Below are 14,849 nucleotides of genomic sequence, written 5' to 3' on the forward strand. Positions count from 1 at the left end.
TGCGCATCTCCGTTCTATCCGTACCAGCACGTGCTCCCGGGAACCCAGGGGAATGACTGAGCGCCGTACTGATGCCACGTCGGGTCTACACCGAAGTCGTCGACGCCATGACGCTTGAACCATCGGAGAAGCGGATCGTAACTATTCTCGCCATACAGAGCTACCGGATCATTGTCAGCCTTGGTGGCGTAGACATGTTTGGGTGTATCAGCCTGTGGCACACCGGTCAGACTGAGGTCGCTGGCATGCCCAAGGGTGGTGCCCGGACTGGCGACGAGTACCACGGAATCGGCATTGAGGGTATGTCCATGACTGGCTGCGTCGCCCACGACGGTCGTGCCGTAGCTGTGGCCGAGCACTGTGTTGTACGACGGCTGACCCTCGTGGGAGGCCCGGAGCCCGTCTTGGAACTGGTCCAGCGCGGGTGCTGCCTTGTCTGCGTAGTGCACATGTGAGGCATTGAGCAGCTGCTGTGGTGCGTCATAGCCGAACCACGCGATCACCGATGTGTTCGGGGCACCGTCCTTCTGAGCTTGCTGCCTCATCGCATCGACTCGCGCCATATCGTCGTTTTCCGTCGGGTCGTCGGCCTTTGTCCCGTCCCCGTTCATGATCGAGGGACGCGAAGTGGTTCCCGGTACGTAGGTGCACACGTGGTCGGCGGTGTCAGGATTACCAGCTGCGACTGCAGCATGAGGGATGCTGCCGGACTGGGTGTCCATCAGCATCAGGTACCGGTCGGACCCGTCGAGTGCAGCAGCGATGCCCTGCAAATCGGAGAGTTTGTCTTTGACTGCCGGGTCGCCGTTCTGGGCGCGGGTCAGTTCGTCGTCGAGTTTCTCGCGGTTGTAGTGGTCGCGGTCCACTGTGGGCAGACCGTCACGGTTACCTATGTAGTTGTCCTTTTCGTAGAGTGCGTCTTTCTCCGCCGGTGTCAGGCTCTCCCAAAAATCGTGGAGTTTCTTGGGATCAGTGGGCAGTTGATCGTCGCCGTCCAGAATTTTCTGCACACTCGGACTGACCGGTGCGCCATCCGGCGTCTTCTCATAACCGCTGAGTAGCTGCAGATCGGCTTTGATCGCTGTTGCCGCCGATATTTCTGACAAGCCGAACTGGAACAACAGTGCCTTGATCCGAGTCTGAAATCCTGACGCCTGTCCATCGATCATCTGCTGAATCAACGCAGCGGTCCCGGTCAGCGGTTGACCGGAGTTGTTGGGAACCTTCGGCGCGGTCACGGTACCGTCGTCTTCCACCGTCATCCCTGCGTCATGGACTTCCGTGTCAACGATCTTCAATAGCGCGGTCCGGGTATCACCGAGTTGAGTGCCGTAGGTGTTGTAGTGATCGGCGATGCCGACGATGGTGGTCGCGAGGTGATTGCTGTGAAGCTTGTGCGCCAAAGCCTTCTCGGAGGCCGCTGTCGCGCCGGCGCCCTTCCAGTTGTTCATCGCTCCATCGATGGATGTCTCCATCGCGTCGACCTTCGTGACAAAGCTATCGTTCTGCTTCACAAGGTCGGCGGCATAGTCGAGCATCGACTGCGGGTTGCACCCGCGCACGTGGCTGATCGTGGTCAATTCACGCCCTCACCGCGACCGAATCGAAAATGTCAGCCACTGGACCCCCTGATTCAATCGCACCGCAAAAACTGCGCCGTACCCCAACACAATGACTACCAATCCGGGGCCTTGATCGAACCGCGTTCGTAGTAGTCGTCGTCGAACTCTTCGTTCAGCTTTCGCTGCCGCTCCAGGCGCTCGGCTTCCAGTTGAGCCGAGTTCGCGTTCGTGTATGTCGATACCGCTTCGAAGGTCGTATCGGCGCGTAACTCCCGCAAAGCCTCATCAACCTTGGGGCGCTTGTCCTCCACGGCCGCCTGGTACGCAGCCATGATGGCAGCCTCCTCGCCAACCGTCACAGAAAGCAGACGATCCTCGGCATCCACGATCACACGAATACCGTTGACGACACCGACGCCCCGGATCTGCTCGAGGGCATGCTGGGCGCGCTGCACCTTCAAGCCCAATACATCGGAATCATTGTGTTTCACAGACATTCGCCACCTTGTCGATCGGAGTCCTGACGCGCCGACTGGATGCCGGTGTCATTTCGGTTGTTCGGTGGTCGGTGAGACAGTGGTGGTGGCCGGTTTGTCGGCAGCGCGGTATCGGCAACCTGTTTCGCTGCTGATGGTTCGAGTGCTCAGCCACAGTACGGTGCCGTTGCTCCCATAGAAGCGGGCGTCACGGTCACCGGGTTTCTCGTTGAAAGGAAAAGGGTCGTGCTCGGTAGCCCCCAGATCGGCCGCGAGCTGGCGGGCCTTCTCACGCACTTGTGGCCACACCGCGTCAGGAATGCCGCCACCATGCGCGGAGTCCCCGCCCTTGGTGACGTAGTTCGGCATGGAGAGCTCCCAGCCGTTCGTCTGGTCGTACGGGGCACCACATCCTGAAGGCTGGCGGTCGGTGTCAGTCCAGTACCAGGTCATGTCGGGAACCAGTGAGCTCGCGTAGGCGGCAAGGTCTTTCACCGCTTGAGTGAGGCGCGCTTGCGTGTCCTCGAGGGTGGGTCGGGACCGGAGTTCCTGTTCGGCTTGGGCGGTTTCGGCGGGGCCGGTCTTCTTGTAGGGGGTGTCCACGTCGCCACATCCTGCCGTTGTCGCGATCACCGCGGCGGTCAGTGCCGCCGCGATGCTGAGTCGAGAGATTCTGGGAGTCATTACTTCGTCACCGCCTCGGTGGGGAGACCTGCCACGATCGTCGCGATATTCCAGCCGGAGGTGCGCAGTTGGCCGTTACCGCCGTTACGGGGGTAATCGGGATGTCCGTAGGCGCCGTCGCGGAGCACACCGTCCGGTGTCGTGCCAGCTCCGGTTTCCAGGTGGGTGAAGCCGGTCAGGGATTTCGGATTCTCCCCGAAGGCTGGAAGCTTAGCGACCAAGTCGTTGGCGCCAGTCATTTCGAATCGATGTCCGTCAGGGACATGGAGCTTCTCGACTTGGGGATCAGTGACACCAGGCCACCATGTGGGTTTCGTTGGAAGGTCCAATCCCGGTGACCCGTAGACGAGGAGGTCGTCGACGGCTTGATGGCCGTCCTGCTGTACCGCGAGCCCGGTCATCAATGACCCGTAAGAATGCCCAACCGCCGTCAAATGCACAGAACTGTCCTCGTGGGAGGCCCGCACGCCGTCGTAGAACGATGCCAACTTCGGAGCTCCGTCCTTGGCCATCTTGTCATCGACGACCTGCAAAGCACCGCCCGGCGTCGAGCTGTCCCACTTGCTCGGAGGCCATACTTTGCCCTGCGGCAGATCCGATCCGATCCAGGCGATGGGTACTTCCTTTTGTCCCTTCTTCGAATCACCATCCGGTAACCGGCGGAGTCTGTCCTCCGCAAGGGTTTTCACGTTCTTTGCTTCGTCGACCATGCTTCCGAGTGAGTCTTTGACGTTGGTGTTCAGCCCCGGCGCGTGGACTGACACGTTCGCGGCGGTATCGGGGTTGCCGAGCGCGACCGCGGCGTGGGTCATGTTCCCGGATTGGGTGTCCATCAGCATCAGCATGGCCTCCGGGTGCTTGTTCAGCGTTGTCTGGATGGCCTGCAGATCGCCCAGCTTGTCCTTGACCGCTGGGTCGCCGTTCTGCGCGCGCGTCAGTTCGTCATCGAGTTTCTCGCGGTTGTAATGATCGCGGTCGACGGTGGGCAATCCGTCACGGTTCCCGAGGTACTGGTCCTTCTCGTAGAGCGCGTCTTTCTCGGCCGGGGTCAACGTCCCCCAGAAATCGTGCAGTTGCTTCGGATCAGTCGGCAGCGAGGTCTTGCCGTCCAAGATGTCTTGCACATTCGAGCGGATCGGCGCACCGTCGGGCGTCTTCTCGTACTCACCGAGCGTTTGAAGATCAGTCGTAATCGCTTTCGCCGCTGCGGTTTCCCCATCGCCGAACTGCGTCAGCAGGTTCTTGATCCGACTCTCGTACCCGGAAGCTTGTCCGTCGAGAACCTGCTGGGTCAGCGGCTTCGCAGCCGAATACCGCTGGCCGGAATCCGCGGGCACCTGCGGGGCGTGCACGGTGCCATCATCATCGACGGTCATCCCCGAGTTCTTCATCTCGACGTCGAGGATGTTCAACAACGCGGTGCGGGTATCGAGAAGCGAAGCGCCGTAGATGTTGTAGTGGTCGGCGATGCCGACGATAGTGGTCGCGAGGTGGTTGCCGTGCAGTTTGTGTGCCATCGCCTTTTCGGAGGCGGCCGTCGCGCCGGCGCCCTTCCATTGGTTCATGGCGTTGTCGACCGACCGCTCCATCGCATCGACCTTCGTGACGAAACTGTCGTTCTGCGTCACCAAATCTGCGGCGTAGTCGAGCATCGACTGCGGGTCACACCCACGGACATGACTGACCGTGGTCAATTCACACCGTCACCGCGACCGTACTTGTCCAGCTGCGCTTTGTTGGCCTGATCCATGTCCTCGTAGCTACCCGACGCCGACTTCGCGCGGTCCGCCAAGGTTTGAATCTGGCCACCGATCAACCCGTAAGCTTTCTTCACTGCGTCGCCGACCTGCGTCGACACCTCCTGCACAGGAGAATCCGGCATGCTGACCGCCTTGGTAAGAGCGATCTTGCCAATGTCATCCGCCTGCCCGCCCAGGTCGGTTGCCAGCCCGTGCAGCGTGGTTAGGTCGACGTCGAGAATGTCGGTCACCGGAACCCCCTGGTTAATACGCGGTACAAACTCTGATGCACATTAACACGCAGGCCGTGAGCCAAGCTGCCGTCGAGGCGGCACTGGTGGTCAGGCTCATGGGCGCGAAGGTCCTACCGTGCCGTACTCCGAGGCGTGGTTGACGATGTTGCTGCCGACAGCGAGTGGAACTAGTAGTGATTATCTTGTCCCACTTGGGGATTTGTCGACGATGGGTCTGCGATTTGAAGGCACAGCCAGCCCAACACCATGACGGTGCTGCAAAACGTTCTCTGTCGCCAGCTACATGGTGGGACGTTGCGAAACCCGTAGGACAGCGCCGTACCCCTGAGAACTGAGTTTGCTAATGATGCCCACCGAACGCGAAAACGGCCCGGAACCAGTTGGTTCCGGGCCGTTTCCCCTAGTAGCGGGGACAGGATTTGAACCTGCGACCTCTGGGTTATGAGCCCAGCGAGCTACCGAGCTGCTCCACCCCGCGTCGGTGAACACAACATTACACACACATCGGGAGAGGCACCTAATCGTGTGGTCAGGGCCGGTTTTCGTGGTCTTGAAGTCATGGGAGGGGGTGGGCGTCGACTACCAGGGCGGTGGTGTTGTCGGTGCCGCCGGTGGCCAGGGCGGTGTGGACGAGGGTTTCGGCGGTGGGCTTGGGTGAGGGGCCTTCGGCGAGAATCGATTTGATGGTGGGCATGTTGAGGCGTTTGCCTACGCCGTCGGTGCACAGGAGGAGGCGGCCGGTGCTGGAGCCGGTGGTGGTGTGGCCGATGTCCTCGGGGCGGGCGGTGCGGGCGGAAGAGGTGACCAGGTGGGCCAATCCGGGGATGGGGTCGTGGCCGCGGGCCCGGAAGTATTCGGCGACAGTGTGATCGGTGGTGATGCGGTGCAGGACGCGGCCGTTGTAGCGGTAGGCGCGGCAGTCGCCGACCCAGGCGATATCGCAGGGGGCGTCGAGGTTGCCGCCGGACGGCAGGACCGCGACCACCAGGACACTGTCGGCGCTCTCCTCGGGTAGCTCGCGCAGCAGTTCTTGTTGCGCCGCAAGGATTCCCGCGTGCGCGCCGTCGCGGACCGCCACCCGGGCCGCGACCCGGGCCACCAGTCGCGCCGCGCGCGCGGCCGCGAGATGATCACCGATGCCGTCGGCGACGACGAAGGCGCTGCGGCCCACCTCGTGATCGGTGAAGGTGGCCACCGCGTCGGCATTGATGCGGCGCTTGCCGGGCAGGCTCACCGCCGATCCCGCCACCTGCCCGAGCCGGATTTCCGCGTCCACGTCCGGCTCGACTGCGCCGATGTCGATGGCTTGGGTATGCAATGGCCGACCTCCTGGGTCTCGCCCTCACGGGGTGCTGCCAACCAGCACTACCGAGTCAACGACCAGAACCCGAGCAGCACTCCCGAATTGCCTGAGTGATTGCTGTGGAGTCGACATCGGTTGGGTCACGACGACGGGCTGAACCGGTCGAATTCCTCGACACCCCCACCATGTGACCGAAATGCGTGATTTGTCCGAACGGTAGGGTCTACAGGAATCGAAGGGTGGGAGGGAATCACACGATGGTGCACGGGCTTGCGCAGGATCTACCGGTCGTCGAACCGGCACGGCGGGGTCGCCGCTGGTGGCGGGTGCTGGGAACAGTCGCAGGTTGGCTGTTGCTGCTCGCCGGTGCCATCGGGGTTGGGCTGCACTACAACACGCGCGTGTGGGAACCGGCCGTGCTGGCCGCGTCGTTCGCGTCCTATCTGATGGTGGGCGCGCTCGTCGCGATCGTCGTGCTGGGATTGGCCCGGCGGTGGGTGAGCGCGGGGCTGGCCGTCGCGGTGTCCGCCGCGGCGCTGTGGTCGCAGCTGCCGATGCTGTGGCCGGACGGCAGCGCGCCGCCGGGCACGGATCTCGTTGTGATGCAATCGAATCTGGAGCTCGGACGCGGGAACGCCGAGGCGGTGGTGCGGGCGGCGCGGGAGAACTCGGCCGAGGTGCTGACCATCGAGGAACTCACGCCCGAACTGCTGAATCGGCTCGACACGGCCGGACTCGCGGACCTGCTGCCATATCGCTACACCGCGCCTTCCGGCGGCGGCCAGGGCACCGGCATCTTCAGCCGCTACCCCCTCGAGGACGGCGTCAAGTTCGAGGGCTTCTGGCTGAACAATCTGCGCGCCACCATGATTCACCCCACCCTCGGATCGATTCCGGTATTCGCGTTCCATCCCATTCCGCCGTTGTCGAACGCCGGAGTGTGGTCGCACGAACTGACCCGCATCCGCGAACTGCTGGCCGAGCAGACCGGCAAGGTGATCGCCAGCGGCGACTTCAACTCCACCTACGACCACGCGGCCTTCCGCGCCCTGACCACCGGCCGCTACGCCGACTCCGCCGAACTCCTGGGCGTCGGCGCACTGCCCACCTGGCCGACCGACCGGCACTGGGGCCCGATCATCGGCATCGACCGCGTCCTGCTCGCCGGGGGCAGCGCCACCGCCATCCACTCCCACACCATTCCCGACACCGACCACCGCGCGGTCATCGCCCGACTTCGCTTCTGACGACCGGCCGCCACCAGCCGCTTCTTGCAGATGCCCAAACCGGGCACGTCGATTTCTGTGAAAACTTGGGTAGACCGCTCAGTCTCACAAAATGAAGACTTCGTCGCATGAACAACGTGGTTCGGTCGGCACTGCGCCGATGCGGTTGCGGCGCGTGGGCGGCGCTGCTGGTGCTCACCGCCCCTTCCCTCCAAATCGGTACGGCGACAGCCGATTCCGAACCCGTCAGTGCGGCGGGCGACCGGCAGGAACAGCCGCTGTCGACCCGGGACGGCATCGCGATCTCCTCTGTCAGCTTCGCGTTGCCGCTGCCCGCCTCCGCCCCGCCGCATCCGGCGGCCTGTGATCGCGTCGGTTATATCCGCTACCGGTCGGTCGACGGCCCGGCCACCGCGGCGGACGCCGACCACATCGTCGTGCAGCAGCAGGGCATGTTCGGCGGGACCGCGAACTCCGACAGCGTCGCCTTCAACACCGTGCACTCGGCGCGGGCGATGGGCCAGCACATCGAATTCTGGGCACTGGCCCGCCGCAGTTCGTGCCTGGACGAGAACACCGGATTCGACTACGCGGCCCGCACCGGCGACTACCTCGACGCGGCCGACTACTACTTCAACGGCGCGCCCATCGACGGGATGCGCTTCCCCGGCTTCAAGTCCTCGGCGGACCTGCCGGTACTGGACCAGATGGGCCTCGAGCGGATCGTCCGCGACCAGTACGAGGTGATGGCGGCCGAGGTGCCCGACCTCGCGCAGCGGCAACGCAAGTACGTGTGCACCGGAATCTCGCTGGGCGGCTTGGTGACCGGATTCTTCGCCGACTGGGACTTCGACGGCCACTCCGGCGCGGACCAGTGCGCGGCATTCGCCTCGCAGGACTCGATGATCAACTCGGATCCGGTGGCGATCCAGAACACCCCGCTCCTGCACGATCTCACCAATGCCATTGTCGGGCCGACGGATTCGGTGGTGCAGGCCGGATTCCGCGCCGACGTCATGCCGCGCGTGATGGGCGACATGCCCGTACTGGGCACCAAGGCCCTGATGATCATGCGGCTGGCGGGCCTGGCCGCCCACCTCGATCCCGACGGCGAGAGCCGGCTGCTCGCTCATCTCCCCCACGATCCCGATATCGACGCGACACTGAACTTCCTGTTCGCGCCCTCCTGGTCGGATTTCGCCGCCAAGGGCGGATCGGGCGGCGGCATCCGCGATTTCCGCTTCACCAACACCGCGCTGCTGGGTGTGCTCATCGACAACAACTCGACGAACTTCGCACTGTTCCAACAGGGTGTGGGCGCGTTGAGCGGAGGTCCGGTGCAGGAGAAGACCTTCCCCACCCCCGGAGCGGTCGCGCAACTGCCTCTGCTCGGCAACTACCTGCGAATGAGCGCGGGCCCGCAGCAACGGGTCGCGCCAACCGACCCCGCCGTCCTCTATACCTGGCGCAACTACAACGACGTCACCGGCGTGCCGTACACCTCCCCCGGCCACGAGGTGGCCGACATCCGAGACACCGCAAGGCAATTGGCGACCGGACAGCCCGGTGCGTACTGGGAGACCTACTTCCCGCTGCGGGTCGTCGTCGACCTCGGCGCAGGCTACGGCGGAGCCCGCAGTGGTGAGATGGCCGGGCTGCGCTACCACGGCGCGAACCGCACCAAACCCAACTACGTCGCCTGGGCCGCCGACAGCGTCGTGCAGTACGGGGTTGGCACCCTCTTCCCCGTCCCCGCCTCCGCGCAGGTCGTCACCCTGCCCGGCTACAACCACATCGACACCATCGGTGCCGCGGCCGTGCAGAACGACGGCAACCCCGATTACAGCGGCGAGACCCTCGCCCGCTTCGTGAGGAGTCTCGGATGATCCGCCTTGCCCCACTGATCCTGTGTGCCGCAATGGGTCTCGCCGCCGTCCCGGTCTTCGCGCACGCCGACACCGCGCCGCTGCCGGTGCCCGACCGCGAGATCGTCACCCCGGTCACCGGCGACCCCGGCCTCGGTGACGATGTCGAGGCGACCTCTGTGCGCCTGCACTATCCGAGCCCGTACGCGACGACGGCGCATCCGGAAGCTTGCGACTGGATCGGCTACATCCGCTACCGCTCCAAGACCGGACCGGCCGACACCGCCGACGCCGACGCGGTGCTCACCATGCAGCCCGGAACCTTCTCCGGCCCCGGCAATCTCGACATCCAGGCCCCGCAGGTGGTGCGCAAGGCCGCCGCGATGGGCAAACACGTCGAATACATTTCGCTGCAACGGCGTTCGAGCTGTATGGAGGACCGCACCGGCTGGGAAGCGGCACAGCAGGCCGGGGACTATCACGTCGCCGCCGACTACTACTTCCGCGGCGCGTCGATCAACGGCCAGACCTACCACTATCAGACACCCCAGGATCTGGCCTTCCTCGGTGACTACGGCCTGGCCCTGACCCTCGACGACTGGCGCGCGGTCATCGAGCACGTGCTGCCGGATCCGACGCAGCGCACCAAGAGCTTCTGCGGCGGGCACTCGCTGGGCGCGTTCCTCACCGGGCCGATGATGGCGTGGAACTTCGCGGGCGACGCGAACGCGACCGACTACGCCGGATTCAACCTCTGCGGCGGCGGCACCGTCCCCGAGGACGGGCTGGCCATGACCGACCCCGCCGGGTTCTCGGGCACCGGACTCCTCGACCAGTTGATGTCGGCCGCCGGCGGCGCGGTCAAGAACGCCGTCGACTATCTCGCCCACAACGGCCTCAGCGTGGCTCAGCTGCCGGTCATCTCCGCCTCGGAGCTCCTGCACACCTACAACCTCGCCGCCATGGCCGCCGACCAGAATCCCGACGCCGAAAGCGATCTGAAGAATCTGGTGCCGCGCGAGCTGCGCACCGAGACATGGATGCGCGCCATGTACGACAAGGACTACCTGGACTTCTTCACCGGAGCCAACCTGCCCACCGACTACCGCGTCACCAACCGCGCGCTGCTGGGCATGTACTTCGACCAGAACTCCGCCGAGTACGTCATGCAAGCCGGACTCGGGTTCTACGACTGCCCGGTCGCGGGCAAGACCTACCCGATCCCCAACGGCCTGGCCTCGGTGCCGATCCTGGGCCCCACCCTGTTCGTCATCCCGCTGCGGGTCGGCTACGGCCAGAACTACACTCCGGCCTCGCACGACCAGCTCTGCGGCTGGCGCAACTACGACCAGGTCGCGCCGTCGAGTATCGACGGTCCCGTCCTGGGTCACGGCCCCGAAACCGACCAGGACCACGAGCCCACCGACATCCGTCAGTTCGCACACGCCATGAATCCCGGCTGGCAGCCGGTGAACTACTTCGAGGAGTACACACCGATCCGGCTGGTCACCGACACCGCCTTCGCCCTCGGCCTGGGCCGCGACGGCGACCTCGCCAAGCTGCAGTACCGCTCCGGCGGCATCCTGAACTTCCTGCTGCACGGCGACCGCTGGCAGAGCACCCCCGCGGGCAAGCGCAACCTGACGTTGTTCGCGGGCGACTCACCGGTCCAGAACGTCGCCTTGGCGGGCCTCGCGCCCTACAACGCGAAGTACCTCCCGGGCTACCGCCACTACGACGTGGTGACCGCCGCCGAGAAGCAGAACAACGGCCTCCCCGAACCCGCCAGCAGCTACATCGCCGCCTTCCTCACGCAAAGCTGAACGCCCGCAACGCAGAACGACCCGGAACCTGATGGTTCCGGGTCGTTCGCTTTTGTAGCGGGGACAGGATTTGAACCTGCGACCTCTGGGTTATGAGCCCAGCGAGCTACCGAGCTGCTCCACCCCGCGTCGGTGAACACAACATTACACACGGGCTGGGAGTTGTACCAAATCCGCTGGTCAATAGGTATTTATGCGCTTGTTTCGGCGGCGAAGCGGTGGGGATGGCGCGACGAGGCCAGCGACTCGAGGGGGCGCTAAGCGGAGTGATCAGGTTGAAAATCTTCCGTTTGAAAGGCTCGCGCGCACGTATGACCGCCGAAATGCGCGAAAAACGTGACCGGTGTCACAAATTGTGAGTGATACCAGTCACATCACGGGCGTATAACAGACCGATCGGGATTGGCATTTGCAGCATAGCCAACCTGCATCAACGCCGTTTTCGGCGTCATTCGCTTCATGCAATTCTGAAGTTATCAAGACGTGATCTGCCGAGATTTCCTCGTTATGGTCAGTTCCGGCCCGGATCAAACCTGAGATGGGCACCGAACCGAACCGCTGCACTCCGGAAACCCTGTCCCGCGGTCGGAAACCCAGACCTCCTGGGGACAGGGACACGGCGGAGCAAACGCGCCGGGTTGGTAGCGCAGGGAGGGACTACACCATGAAACAGAACCGGAAGATCAACACTCGCGCACTCGGCCTCGCCGCAGTCACCGGCGCACTTGTTGCCGTCCCGTTCGGCTTCACCGCGACCGCCTCCGCCGCTCCGGCACACGACTGGGACGGCGTCGCCCAGTGTGAGAGCGGCGGCAACTGGGGCATCAACACCGGCAACGGCTACTACGGCGGCCTGCAGTTCTCGCAGAGCACCTGGAACGCCAACGGCGGCGCCGGTTCCGCCAGCAACGCCAGCAAGGCCGAGCAGATCCGCGTGGCCGAGAACGTGCTCGCCACCCAGGGCGTCGGTGCCTGGCCGGTCTGCGGCCAGTACCTGCGCAGCGGCCAGTCCACTCCCGAGCCCGAGGCCGCCCCGGAGCCCGCCGCGCCCGAGCCGGTCGTCGTCCCCGTCGTCCCGAACGACCGCCAGGCCCTCATCGATCAGGCCAAGAGCGTCGCCGGCGGCCTCGCCGAGCAGGTCGGCATGCAGGCCCAGTACAACGATCTGCTGCAGGCCAACGCGGGCCTCATCGAATCCTGGGGCAAGTAGCCCGAGACTCCTTCCATACCGGAAGAAATGAAAAGGTGCTGCCGTCAATGGTGACGGCAGCACCTTTTTCGCAATTTCCGGGCAATAATAGTTATTACGCGGCAGTAAATGCGGCCTGATTATCGAATGCCCATTCTTGGAAGGTTCGCGGTGACCGGCCCGTGACCAGTTCGACCGTCGGATGCACCACCGACGTGAAGGACTCCAGCGCCGTGGCCCGCAACGCCATGATCGCCCCGGCCATCTCCGGCTCGACCCCGAAGCGCAGCAGATCCGCCCGCGCCTGCTCCGGCGAGATCTCCTCGAATCGCAGTGCGCGGCCCAGGATTTCGGCCAACGCGTCGGTCTGCTCGCCCGGCGACAAAGCCTGCGGACCGGTCACCGTGTAGATCTGCCCGGCGTGCCCGGGCTCGGTGAGCGCCGCGACGGCGACCGCCGCGATATCCCGCGGATCCACCACCGCGATCCGGCCCTGCCCGAAAGGCGCACGGACACTGCCGAACTCACGCACCGAGTAGGCCCAGTGCAATGCATTGGACATGAAACCCATGGGGCGCACCATGGTCCAGTCCGGACCGCTCGCACGGACGGCGTCCTCCCCGGCACGATGCCAGGCCGGGATCGGGTCGGTCGCGGCGGCATCACCGGCGCGACCGGAGGACAGTTTCACGATGCGCTCGACACCCGCGGCCGCCGCGGCCCGCGCGAGATTCGCGTCGTGCGTGGGGATCTCGGGGCCCGCGGTGGACAGGAACACGGCACGCACCCCCGACACCGCTGCGGGCAGGCTGCCGGGGTCGCCCAGATCGGCGCGCACCACCTCGACCCCCGCGGGCAGGTCCGCGGCCTCCGGGCGACGGGTGACGGCCCGCACCGGATGGCCCGCGGCCAGCAGCTGATCGACCACCGCGCGGCCGACGGTTCCGGTGGCTCCGGTCACGAGAAACATGGGGTACTCCGTTCATCCATCGGCGGGTTTCTCCCGCTCCCCCATCCTGCGAAATGCGGGGAATAGGGACCATAAAGCGCCGCCAGATCGGTGATATGTTCCAGAACTGGTCCACATGCGATGATTTCTTCCATGCTCGACGATGTGGATCGCGGTCTCGTCCATGCCCTGCACCTCGACGGCCGGGCACCGTTCAATCGCATCGGCGAGGTGCTCGGCGTCTCGACCCAGACCGTCGCCCGCCGCTATCAGCGCCTGCGCGGGGACTACGGCCTGCGTGTGGTCGGGCTGCCCGATCCGGGCCGAACCGCGACCACCCAGTGGCTGGTCCGCCTCACCTGCACCCCGGCCACCACCCGCAAGCTCGCCGACGCTCTGGCCCGCCGCGCCGACACCAGCTGGGTGATGCTCACCTCCGGCGGCACGGAACTGTTCCTCATCGTCGACGGCCCGGGCCCCGACGCACCGGCTCTACTGCTGGACGACCTGCCCAAAACCTCGGCGATCACCGGCATTTCGGCGCACTACGTCCTGCACACCTATGTGGGTGGCCCAACGGCCTGGCCAGGACGACTCACCGTGCTCGACGCCGCGCAACGCCGACAACTGCTGTCGCGCAACCATTTCGAAGCGCACGACGCGACCTCTGAAGACGCAAGCGTGACAAACCCGGAAGCCTCCGGCGCGGACGAGGACGCCCGGCAGCCGAACCACACCGCAAAGGAGCTGAAATCCCGTGCCGGAGCGTCCAAGCCGCTCTCCGCCGCCGACACGGCACTGGTCTCCGCCTTACGAGTGGACGGCCGCGCGACCCTGGCGGATCTCGCGTCCGCCACCGGCTGGTCCCAGTCGACGGTGGCGCGGCGCATCGCGGACCTGCGCGCCGCCGGGGCGCTCTATCTGGATGTCGATCTCGACGACCGGGCGCTCGGCGTCTCCACCCGTGCCCTGTTGTGGGCGACCGTCGCGCCGGGGCAGCTCGACGCCGTCGCCGAATCCCTTTCTCACCACGAGGAATTGGCCTTCGTGGCCGCGACCACCGGTCGCACCAATCTGGTCGCCGAGGCGCTATGTCCCGACCCTGCCGCCCTGCACCGCTATCTGATCGACCGCATCGGATCCTTCGACGCGATCCATACCCTCGAGACGACCCCGGTCCTCGCCACGGTGAAGTCCACCGCGCCGCCCGCCGTCCCCGTCCGCCGTCCCCGCCCCTGATCCCGGGGCCCCCGCAGATGCGAAAGGCGCTGTCATCCAGGGGATGACAGCGCCTTCGCGTCGAGCGAACCGTCAGTGGGTCAGTTGCCCGGCTTCTGGTAGTTGTTCACCGCGGTCTGCAGCTGTTCCAGCGCCTTGCCCAATTGCCCGAGGTCGCCGGACTTCTGGGCATCCTGGACGGCCTTCAGGGCGTCGTCGAGCTGCTTGACGGCCGCGTCCTTACCCGCCGAACCGGACGCCGGGGGCGGCGTCGGGGTGGGCGGCGGTGTGGTCGCGCCACCCTGGGTGGGCGGCGTCACCACCTGGCCGGGCACGTCGATCGCGGCATTGGCCAGGTCGGTGGCCCCGACCTGGGCCAGCGCCTCCTTGACGGTGGAGCCGTAGCCGATCTTGTCGTTGTAGCTGACCAGCACCTTCACCAGCTGCGCGAAAGACGGTGCGTTGGCGAACGCGGACTGATCGACGACGTGATCGATCCGGCCGACACCCGCGCGGTGCTCATCCGATCGCTGACCATGCTGCGCGCCAAGCATGCCGATC

The 14,849-nt window shown here is 65.2% G+C and carries 12 protein-coding genes, 2 tRNA genes and 1 pseudogene; 5 read left to right on the plus strand and 10 right to left on the minus strand.

Annotation, left to right across the window (positions count from 1 at the left end):
* Positions 1-14 precede the first annotated feature (14 nt).
* From ACWELQ_RS17465 to ACWELQ_RS17495, 7 genes are all read right to left on the minus strand, one after another.
* Positions 15-1,580 (minus strand): alpha/beta hydrolase, encoded by a 1,566-nt coding sequence (locus ACWELQ_RS17465; protein WP_452398078.1) that lies wholly within the window; start codon positions 1,578-1,580, stop codon positions 15-17.
* 95 nt (positions 1,581-1,675) lie between these two features.
* A complete protein-coding gene (locus ACWELQ_RS17470; RefSeq protein WP_452398079.1) occupies positions 1,676-2,053 on the minus strand; it encodes a hypothetical protein in 378 nt (125 codons plus the stop codon).
* 54 nt (positions 2,054-2,107) lie between these two features.
* The gene (locus ACWELQ_RS17475; RefSeq protein WP_452398080.1) at positions 2,108-2,722 is read right to left on the minus strand and encodes an LppA family lipoprotein; all 615 of its coding nucleotides are present in this window, start codon (positions 2,720-2,722) and stop codon (positions 2,108-2,110) included.
* Entirely contained in the window at positions 2,722-4,374 is a 1,653-nt protein-coding gene (locus ACWELQ_RS17480) for an alpha/beta hydrolase (RefSeq protein WP_452398081.1), read from the minus strand. Before ACWELQ_RS17480 ends, ACWELQ_RS17475 begins: the two co-directional genes overlap by 1 nt.
* A 38-nt stretch (positions 4,375-4,412) precedes the next feature.
* A complete protein-coding gene (locus ACWELQ_RS17485) occupies positions 4,413-4,712 on the minus strand; it encodes a hypothetical protein (protein ID WP_452398082.1) in 300 nt (99 codons plus the stop codon).
* Between the two features lie 407 nt (positions 4,713-5,119).
* Positions 5,120-5,193 (minus strand) — tRNA-Met (locus ACWELQ_RS17490).
* Positions 5,194-5,271: 78 nt separating this feature from the next.
* The gene (locus ACWELQ_RS17495) at positions 5,272-6,033 is read right to left on the minus strand and encodes a PP2C family protein-serine/threonine phosphatase (protein WP_452398083.1); all 762 of its coding nucleotides are present in this window, start codon (positions 6,031-6,033) and stop codon (positions 5,272-5,274) included.
* Positions 6,034-6,275: 242 nt separating this feature from the next.
* Between ACWELQ_RS17495 and ACWELQ_RS17500 the strand changes: the two genes are divergently transcribed.
* The 3 genes from ACWELQ_RS17500 to ACWELQ_RS17510 all read left to right on the plus strand — a co-directional run bounded on the left by ACWELQ_RS17500 (position 6,276) and on the right by ACWELQ_RS17510 (position 10,932).
* Complete coding sequence (locus ACWELQ_RS17500) at positions 6,276-7,265, plus strand: endonuclease/exonuclease/phosphatase family protein (RefSeq protein WP_452398084.1); 990 nt, start codon at positions 6,276-6,278, stop codon at positions 7,263-7,265.
* Between the two features lie 107 nt (positions 7,266-7,372).
* Positions 7,373-9,130, plus strand: a complete 1,758-nt coding sequence (locus tag ACWELQ_RS17505) for a hypothetical protein (protein WP_452398085.1) — start codon at positions 7,373-7,375, stop codon at positions 9,128-9,130.
* Positions 9,127-10,932, plus strand: a complete 1,806-nt coding sequence (locus ACWELQ_RS17510) for a hypothetical protein (RefSeq protein WP_452398086.1) — start codon at positions 9,127-9,129, stop codon at positions 10,930-10,932. The genes ACWELQ_RS17505 and ACWELQ_RS17510 overlap by 4 nt, the downstream gene beginning before the upstream one ends.
* A gap of 55 nt (positions 10,933-10,987) precedes the next feature.
* Here the strand turns inward: ACWELQ_RS17510 and ACWELQ_RS17515 are convergent.
* Positions 10,988-11,061: transfer RNA gene (locus ACWELQ_RS17515), tRNA-Met, on the minus strand.
* 535 nt (positions 11,062-11,596) lie between these two features.
* Between ACWELQ_RS17515 and ACWELQ_RS17520 the strand changes: the two genes are divergently transcribed.
* Positions 11,597-12,142 carry a transglycosylase family protein gene (locus ACWELQ_RS17520; RefSeq protein WP_452398087.1) on the plus strand — a complete coding sequence of 182 codons (546 nt, stop codon included), beginning with the start codon at positions 11,597-11,599 and terminating at the stop codon, positions 12,140-12,142.
* 94 nt (positions 12,143-12,236) lie between these two features.
* Here the strand turns inward: ACWELQ_RS17520 and ACWELQ_RS17525 are convergent, their stop codons facing one another.
* A complete protein-coding gene (locus ACWELQ_RS17525; protein WP_452398088.1) occupies positions 12,237-13,091 on the minus strand; it encodes an NAD(P)H-binding protein in 855 nt (284 codons plus the stop codon).
* 132 nt (positions 13,092-13,223) lie between these two features.
* Between ACWELQ_RS17525 and ACWELQ_RS17530 the strand changes: the two genes are divergently transcribed.
* Positions 13,224-14,309 carry an Lrp/AsnC family transcriptional regulator gene (locus ACWELQ_RS17530; protein ID WP_452398089.1) on the plus strand — a complete coding sequence of 362 codons (1,086 nt, stop codon included), beginning with the start codon at positions 13,224-13,226 and terminating at the stop codon, positions 14,307-14,309.
* 80 nt (positions 14,310-14,389) lie between these two features.
* On the opposite strand, the pseudogene ACWELQ_RS17535 reads toward ACWELQ_RS17530, so the two are convergent.
* Positions 14,390-14,849, minus strand: a pseudogene (locus ACWELQ_RS17535) (hypothetical protein); the annotation flags it as partial.

It is taken from the genome of Nocardia sp. NPDC004722, from assembly GCF_053601505.1.